We start from the raw sequence: 7,985 nt of genomic DNA on the forward strand, positions 1-7,985 counted from the left end.
CATTTTTAACAACGGCAGTTCTGTGTCGAGATATTGCCACTGTGTGGCAGTGAGACTATGACACGAAATCAGGACGGAACCGACGACTCTGTACACCGGCCGACAGCATGCGAGATCGTGGTCGCCAAAGACGGGAGTGGCGACTACGAGCGGGTCCAGGCGGCTATCGAAGCGGTTCCCGATCAGAGCCCGTCGGAGACGGTAATCTGTATCGAACCGGGTCGGTACAAGGAGAAACTCACCCTACCGGAGACGAAGACAAACGTCACGTTCGCCGGCGCCGGGGCGGCGAAAACAGTACTCACGTACGACGACCACGCCGACATGATCGACGAGGACGGCGAAGAAATCGGAACGACGGGGTCGTCGACGTGTTTCGTCAACGGTGACGGATTCACAGCACGGAATCTCACCTTCGAGAACGATGCTCCACACGTCGCACAGGCCGTTGCGATTCGGGTGGACGCTGACCGGGCCGTCTTCGAGAACTGTCGCTTCCGTGGCTGGCAGGACACCCTCTACACGTACGGCGAAGGGACACGACAGTACTACAGCGAGTGCTACATAGAGGGGCGAGTCGACTTCATCTTCGGCTGGGCCACAGCCGTTTTCGAGGACTGTGAAATACGCTGTATCGGCGACAAAGGATACGTGACAGCCGCCTCGACCCCTACGGAATCCGACTATGGATACGTGTTCCTGAACTGTGCGGTCACCGGCGACGCGCCGCCGAACTCCTTCTACCTCGGTCGACCGTGGCGGCCGCACGCTAAAACCGTCTTCATGCACTGCTACCTCAACGAGCATATCAAGCCGGTGGGGTGGCACAACTGGCGGGACCCGGCAAACGAGGAGACAGCTACATACGCCGAGTACGAGAACACCGGTCCAGGCAACAATCCGACGGAACGCGTGTCGTGGGCCGACCAACTCACGCAGGCGGAGGCAACTGATCACGCCTCGCTACAGACCGTGTTTGACGGCTGGAATCCGAGAGCGACACTCGAAGACACCGACGAGCACGGGTAACACCCCGAATAGCCGTGATTTCTGGCAGCGAACTACCGGACTGACAGAGTGTCAGTAGCGTCTCATTTTTGTCGTTATCGGGTTTCCGTCTGTATAAAATAATAAACAAACAATACTTACATTTATATGGTATCGGCTTCCAGATGGTTGTATGCCAGAGTTTAGCGAACGATTCAGTGGCATGAGTAGACGTGATTACCTTCGATACGGCGTCACAGGCGGTGCAGCCCTTATCGCCGGTTGTAGTGGCGATGGAGGCAGCGGTGGCGACGGAGAAAGCGGCGGTGGCGGTTCGGGTACCGGTGCAACGTTCAACGTCTTCGATCCCAACACAGGCGGAACGGCACCCGCGAACCGCCATCTGAATCCCTGGAACCCCACGCAAAACGGCTGTTGGCATCCCGGCGCGAATATCTTCGACCGGGCCGTCGTCCACAGCCCCGCGACGAACGAGGGGTATTCCATCATCGCCCAGGAGTGGGAAATGGTCGAGGATACGACCCTTGAATTCCGTCTCAGTGACGCGTTCACGTGGCATAATGGTGACACCGTCACAGCCCAAGACTGGGCGCTCCAGTTCGACATCGGACTCGGCATCCTCGCAGCGCAGGCCGAAGACGGTGCACGGCCACACCCACTGGTCAAGTCCGCGGAAGCGGTCGACGACACGACGCTTCATGTGAATTTCCATGACGTGCTCGACGAGAGCTGGGCGCTCCAGAACGCCGTTTCGGATCTCGCCGGCCGCGAAGGGCGAGGTATCTTCACAAAGAGCGGCGAAGAGCCATGGGAGGGCTGGAAAACGCGGCTCGAAGAGGGCGACGACGCAGCCCTCGAAGAGATCACGACGAGCAACGAGCCGAAGCTTAGTCCAGGCACTATCGGGAACGGCGCGTTCCAGGTGGCAGAGGTCGGCGACACGACGACCATTATGGAGGTGTACGACGACCATCCCAACGCAGACACCATCGAACTCGACGAGTTCAGGCTCGACCTCTACGAGAGCAACATTCCAACACAGCCCTACTCCGCTGGCGAAGTCGATGCCGCACACACCGGATTCCCCGTTCAGGAGGACCTCCAGAGCAATCTCCCCGAAGGTCATACCCTGTTCCGCGAGACCCTCTCTACGAACAAGCTGTTCGCTTTCAACTGCGGCCACGAGGTCAACTACGAGACGCCGTTTTCCGATCCGAAGGTGCGCAAAGCGGTCTGTCACGTATTCGACCGTGAGCAACTGCCGGAACTTCTCCAAGGTGTGAACCGCCCGTTCGAGTGGGGACCGTGTCGGGTTCCCGGGAACATCCTCGAAGAAGGCAATCACCCCGCGGCGGACTGGGTCGAAGACTTCACCCTCTACGGGCAGAACGACACCGAACGCGCTGCCGAACTCCTGAACCAGGCCGGCTACGAGCGAGACGACAACGGCAACTGGCTGAGTCCAGACGGGAGCCGCTTCGAGATCAACTGGATGAACGGTGTCGAACGACCGGACCATCAGATCCTCCAGCGTAATCTCAAGGACTTCGGTATCGCGATCAATCAGGAACAGGTCGACTCCGCGACGCTCGACGAGCGCCGGACAACCGGGGAGTACCACGTCATGCCGGACGGCTCGTCTGCGAACGGCATCACGGCAATGTGGACGCTTGATCTCGTGCCGAACTGGATCCAATCCATTACGCACTACCAGCCCGAGCGTGACGTGCCCATGCCGGTCGGGGACCCCGAGGGAGAGAACGGAACCAAGACGATCAACGTCGAGGACCACATCCGACAGTGGCAGATTACGGGCGAAGACCAGTATCACAAGGAGCTCATGTGGTGGTGGAATCAGACGCTTCCGGAGATGGAGGCAATGTTCCAGCCTGACGCCGGTGCGTACGACGGGGGCAACTGGGAGCTCGACGCCCAAGACGCGATTGTCGACGGCGTGGACGATGCGCTGTACATTGCGCCCAAAATGGCAGACGGGACGATTCGGTATACCGGCGACTGAGACGGACAGACATCCCGTGTCCGTGGCTTGTCGTAGCAGCGAAAGGCATCCCAATTTGACTGGGACTGTCCTCTGGATCACCTGTTAGTACTGCCGCATCACGTCTGATGATTTAAGTAGGTAGCAGACCCGTATGTACGTATGGGCTTCCTCCAATCGGTCTCACAGGTCGTGATGGCTATGACCGTCCTCTTTTTATTGTTACTCGTGTTCTCGTTGCTCGTCGGTGAACCAGGGACGGGAGGATACGTCCTAGCACAACTGTCGCTGGTTCCAGTCGTGATTACCTTTGTCGCCAGCGTCATCGTGATCTACACCGGCTGGGAACCGTTTTGATGGCACTGGTTCTGTGTACCTGATTCGCGTGGTGGGGAGGTGAGGAATAGCTCACCTAATAAATAGGAACTTTCATTAGGAATGGCTGGGAAAGAGTCAGTAATCCATACTATGGTAACTATTGACTGGCGCATACGGAGAATAGGGCAGACTGTGTTTACGGTCTGGGCCGTCATCACGCTCTCTTTCGCCCTCGTGCGACTGATGCCGGGGAGTATCATGGGGTCGATGGTCTCTCGCCTTGCCCAACAGGGGTACAATCCCGCACAGATACGGGAACTCATCGACTCTCGGCTCACTATTGATCCGGACCAACCGATACCGGCCGCGTACGCTGAGTACACTATTAACATGCTCCAGGGGAACCTGGGGGAATCAGTGTACTACGCGGAACCGGTGGTGGATATTCTCGCCAGAGCGCTGCCGTGGACGCTGTTCGTGTTGAGTTGGGCCGTATTCATCAGCTTCTTCATCGGTATCGCTGTCGGAGCGCTCATGGCGTACTGGGAGGGGGGAAAACTGGACGTCGGGCTCACGTCCTACGCCGTCGTTATTGGGTCTATTCCCTACTACGTACTCGCCATCCTCCTGTTGATCTTTCTGGCCTACCACGGGCCGTTCCCATCGAGCGGCCGCCAGCCGGCCGGCGTCGAACCCGGGTTCACGTGGGTGTACATCTCAGGTATCATCGAACACGCCGCGTTACCGATTATCTCGATGCTCGTCGCGTCGGGGGTCGCCTCGCTCGGAATGCGTGGCAACAGTATCCGCGTCCTCGGCGAGGACTACCTTCGAGTTGCGCGCCTCCGTGGGCTCTCTGATATCCGGATTTCCACACAGTACGTCTCCCGCAACGCCATCCTGCCGATGTACACGACGTTCCTCATCAGTATCGGCGAGATGTTCGGCGGGTCCGTCGTTCTCGAACAGGTGTTCCAGTACCGTGGGTTGGGGTTCTACCTGTTCAGTGCGCTCAACCAGCGCGACTATCCGCTGATGATGGGTGGGTTTGTCGTTATCACAGTCGCCATCGTCATCGCGCTGTTGATCGCGGACCTGACGTACTCGCTCGTCGACCCGCGAGCAGGGGGACAGAACAATGAATCGTACTGAGACTGTCGCGGTTCGTCGACCTCGACAGCCTGACGATAGTACGGTGATGGGCAGCAGTTCGACTAACACCGACACAATAGCACGAAGCAATGACTGACACCAACAGAGACCACAGAACGGACGGTGGAAACGCGGTCGACGGCGATGCGTCCCCGTTTGACATCGTCTCCGAGTACGAGGAGACAGAGGCTGACAAACTGCGAAAACTGTACGATGCGTACGTGTACACGCCAATCGCCATTATCTGGACAGATTGGCGAGCCCGCATCGGGTTCACCATCATGCTCGGGTATGTCCTGATGGGTGTCGTCGGCCCGACATTCGTCGAGCAGACCGAAGTCCTCGAAGGGCCGGCACTCGCAGCGCCCTTCGAGACGATGGAGTATCCATTAGGCACTGATAACATGGGCCGTGATCTGCTCTCCCAAACCATCTACTCCACGAATACGATCCTGAAGATGGTTGCTGCGGGTGCGACCTCGACCGTCCTCATCGGGACGATCGTCGGCTCTATCGCCGGCTACAAGGGTGGCATGACCGACACTGTGCTCAGTTCGATTACTGACGTGTTCATCAACATCCCGGGCTTCCCGCTCGTGATGGTGCTGGGACTGATGTTCGACGACGTACTGCTCGGGAACCCCTGGGCTGTTGGGTTACTGTTGAGTGTCGCGGCCTGGGGCGGACTCGCTCGCTCGATCCGCTCGCAAGTGCTCACCCTCCGGCAGGAGTCGTTCGTCGAATCCTCGCGTGCGATGGGGCTTCCGACGCGAACGATTGTGTTCAAGGACATCATTCCGCATCTGATGCCGTTTGTCGTCATTAACCTCACCAACGCGGGCCGTCGGGTCATCTTCGAGGCCGTGGCGCTGTACTACCTCGGCATCCTCCCCTTCCAGAATCTCAACTGGGGGAGTATTCTCAACCTCGCTTACGGCGCGAACGCACACACGCGGCTGGCGGCGCTTCACTGGTTCCTCGTGCCGATGGTGGCGATTGTCGTCATCTCCATCGGTCTGATACTGCTCGGACAGTCCCTGGACCGCGTGTTCAATCCGCGTGTCCGGGCGCGTCACGAGAAAACGACAGCGGAAGTCGATGACGAAGTCGAAGACGGACACACTGTTGGAGGCCTCTAACATGACTATCTCAGAATCCACCTACGACCGCGGACTGACTCAAGAAGATCCGATCCTGGAAATCAGAAACACGTCGGTCACGTTCAGTATGGACCGCGGCGAGTCCCGTGTCCTCGACGATGTGAGTCTTGACATCCAGCGAAACGAGATATTCGGCGTCGTCGGCGAGAGCGGGAGCGGCAAATCGATGCTCGCTTCGGCGCTCCTCGACGCCGTCGTCGACCCCGGCGTCTTGCGCGGCGAAATCACGTATCACCCGACGCCCAACGAAGACGTTGATATCCTCGATATGAGCAAGGAGGAACTCCGTCAGTTCCGCTGGGAGGAAATCTCGATGGTGTTTCAGGGGGCGATGAGTTCGTTCAATCCGGTACGGCCGATTCGGACACACTTCGTTGAGACGCTCGATGCCCACGATTACGATATCGAAGCGGGGATGGAACGCGCGTGCGATATTCTCCGGGACCTGTATCTCGACCCAGAGCGGGTACTCGACTCGTATGCCCACGAACTCTCCGGTGGCATGAAACAGCGCGCCCTCATTGCGCTCTCACTCGTGCTGGAGCCGGAAGTGCTCGTCATGGACGAGCCGACGGCGGCACTGGACCTGTTGATGCAGCGCTCGATTATCTCGCTTATCGAGGAGATCAAAGAGGAATACGATCTCACAATCGTGTTCATCACGCACGACCTGCCGCTGGTCGCAGACATTGCCGACCGGATCGGGGTCCTGTACGCGTTCGAGTTCGCAGAGATCGGGGAGACCGAGGAGATTCTCGAAGACGCTGCACACCCGTACACGCGGCTGCTACTGAAGTCGACGCCGAACCTCGATGCGCCAATCGAAACGATGCGTCCGGTGGAGGGGAGCGCCCCCGACCCAGTCTCTGTGCCACAGGGCTGTTCGTTCCATACGCGCTGCCCACTCGCTGACGAAACGTGCCGAACAGACGACCCTGGCCCTTACGAGGTAGACGGGACCCATCACGTTCACTGCCATCACTGGCAACAGGCGGAAGCGGAGATTCCGATGACAGACGAACTCGATGGGGACGAGTATAGCTCGCCGGATCTCCCGGACTTCGATGATATGCAGACGGACCGCGCTTCGACGGGTTCGTACGACGACCCCATCGTCTCGATGGAGGACGTGGAGGTCCACTTCGATCAGGAAACCGGCTTCTTCGATTTCTTCTCGGAGCCGGACGTAGTCAAGGCGGTCGACGGCGTCTCACTCGATATTTACGACCGGGATGTGGTCGTCCTCGTCGGTGAGTCCGGATGCGGGAAGACGACGCTCGGGAAGGCTGGTGTCGGACTTCAGGAGGTAACCGGCGGATCCGTAACGTACCGTGGACACGACATCTGGGACGTCAAAGCCAACGGCGGCGATGGGATGTCGTGGGGCGAGATACGCCAGTCGCTCCAGATAGTCCATCAGGACCCGGGCAGTGCGCTTAATCCCAATCGCCGCGTCAAGGCTATTCTGGAAGCGCCGCTGAAACGTTGGAACGACGATCTCGACGGGAACGACCGGAAACAACGCATCCTCGGCTTGCTGGAACTCGTCGGGATGTCCCCGCCAGAGGACTACATCGAGCGGTATCCACACCAGCTCTCTGGCGGCGAGCAACAGCGGGTCGCGCTTATCCGGGCGATGCTGATGAATCCGGACCTCATCCTCGCAGACGAGCCGGTCAGTGCCTTAGACGTCTCCCTGCGCGTAGAGATGATGGACCTGATGATCCAGCTTCAAAACGAGTTCGATACGTCCTACCTGTTCATCAGCCACGACCTCTCGAACGCCCGCTACATCGCCGAGAAGACTGGCGGTCGAATCGGGGTCGTGTATCTGGGCACGCTCGTCGAGATCGGCCCCCCCGAACAGATCATCCACGACCCGCAGCATCCCTACACGCAGGCGCTCCGGTGGGCAACGCCGCAGCTCCACTCCGAAGGCGGACGCACCGAGTCACCGATCCGCGAAATCGACATTCCGGACCCGACGAACCCGCCGAGCGGCTGTCGCTATCACACGCGGTGCCCGGAGGCCCGCGAAGTCTGTAAACGAGAGTCGCCGGCCCCGTACGCCGCTAGCGAAGCGGACTCTCACGAAGCGATGTGTTTCCGCGCGCTCGATAATCACGAATACTGGTCCAGCCCACCGATTCCCGAATTAGAGGGGCGTGGCGAGAACGTGGGCGTAGAGAGCGAGTAACTGGCTCGGAAAGTCGGTATTTTTGGCTCTGGTGAATCGCTGGACAGCGTCGGTTTCGACCGTCAGAACTAGGAAGTTGAAGCGGGAAACCGCCGATGGTCTATGTCGAAGATTTCCCGCTTCACGAGCAAAGCGGTCCAGTTAGCTAAAA

6 protein-coding genes are annotated in these 7,985 nt (G+C 58.9%); all 6 read left to right on the forward strand.

Going from position 1 to position 7,985, the window contains the following annotated elements; genetic code table 11:
• Positions 1-57 precede the first annotated feature (57 nt).
• The 6 genes from Harman_RS19075 to Harman_RS19100 all read left to right on the forward strand — a co-directional run bounded on the left by Harman_RS19075 (position 58) and on the right by Harman_RS19100 (position 7,834).
• On the forward strand, positions 58-1,029 hold the full coding sequence (locus tag Harman_RS19075; RefSeq protein WP_137685290.1) for a pectinesterase family protein: 972 nt from the start codon (positions 58-60) through the stop codon (positions 1,027-1,029).
• Between the two features lie 151 nt (positions 1,030-1,180).
• Positions 1,181-3,028, forward strand: a complete 1,848-nt coding sequence (locus Harman_RS19080; RefSeq protein ID WP_137685291.1) for an ABC transporter substrate-binding protein — start codon at positions 1,181-1,183, stop codon at positions 3,026-3,028.
• A 141-nt stretch (positions 3,029-3,169) separates the two neighbouring features.
• A complete protein-coding gene (locus Harman_RS19085; protein WP_137685292.1) occupies positions 3,170-3,364 on the forward strand; it encodes a hypothetical protein in 195 nt (64 codons plus the stop codon).
• A gap of 111 nt (positions 3,365-3,475) precedes the next feature.
• Positions 3,476-4,477, forward strand: coding sequence for an ABC transporter permease (locus Harman_RS19090; protein WP_137685293.1), 1,002 nt, complete (start codon positions 3,476-3,478; stop codon positions 4,475-4,477).
• A gap of 89 nt (positions 4,478-4,566) precedes the next feature.
• Positions 4,567-5,616, forward strand: coding sequence for an ABC transporter permease (locus Harman_RS19095; protein WP_137685294.1), 1,050 nt, complete (start codon positions 4,567-4,569; stop codon positions 5,614-5,616).
• Position 5,617: 1 nt separating this feature from the next.
• Positions 5,618-7,834 carry an ABC transporter ATP-binding protein gene (locus Harman_RS19100; protein WP_137685295.1) on the forward strand — a complete coding sequence of 739 codons (2,217 nt, stop codon included), beginning with the start codon at positions 5,618-5,620 and terminating at the stop codon, positions 7,832-7,834.
• The last annotated feature ends 151 nt before the right edge of the window (positions 7,835-7,985 follow it).

Origin of the sequence: Haloarcula mannanilytica, assembly GCF_005406125.1 — an archaeon.
Classification (GTDB): domain Archaea; phylum Halobacteriota; class Halobacteria; order Halobacteriales; family Haloarculaceae; genus Haloarcula; species Haloarcula mannanilytica.